2 rRNA genes are annotated in these 311 nt (G+C 56.1%); both read right to left on the reverse strand.

Annotation, left to right across the window (positions count from 1 at the left end):
• Window positions 1-5: 5 nt before the first annotated feature.
• Window positions 6-123 (reverse strand): 5S ribosomal RNA (gene rrf / locus AB4039_RS42620).
• Window positions 124-197: 74 nt separating this feature from the next.
• Window positions 198-311 (reverse strand): 23S ribosomal RNA (locus AB4039_RS42625); the annotation flags it as partial.

Raw genomic sequence — 311 nt, forward strand, 5'->3', positions numbered from 1 at the left:
TTGTTGTTCGGCGGCGTCCTACTCTCCCACAGGGTCCCCCCTGCAGTACCATCGGCGCTGAAAGGCTTAGCTTCCGGGTTCGGAATGTAAACCGGGCGTTTCCCTAACGCTATGACCACCGAAACACTATGAAGTTAACCAACCGGGCATGGACACRGTTCGTTACTTCAGAACTAACACAGTGGACGCGAGCAACTGAGGACAAGCCCTCGGCCTATTAGTACCAGTCAGCTCCACCCGTTACCGGGCTTCCACATCTGGCCTATCAACCCAGTCGTCTACTGGGAGCCTTACCCTCTCAAGGAGGTGGG

Origin of the sequence: Streptomyces sp. M-16 (assembly GCF_052114405.1) — a bacterium.
GTDB lineage: Bacteria > Actinomycetota > Actinomycetes > Streptomycetales > Streptomycetaceae > Streptomyces.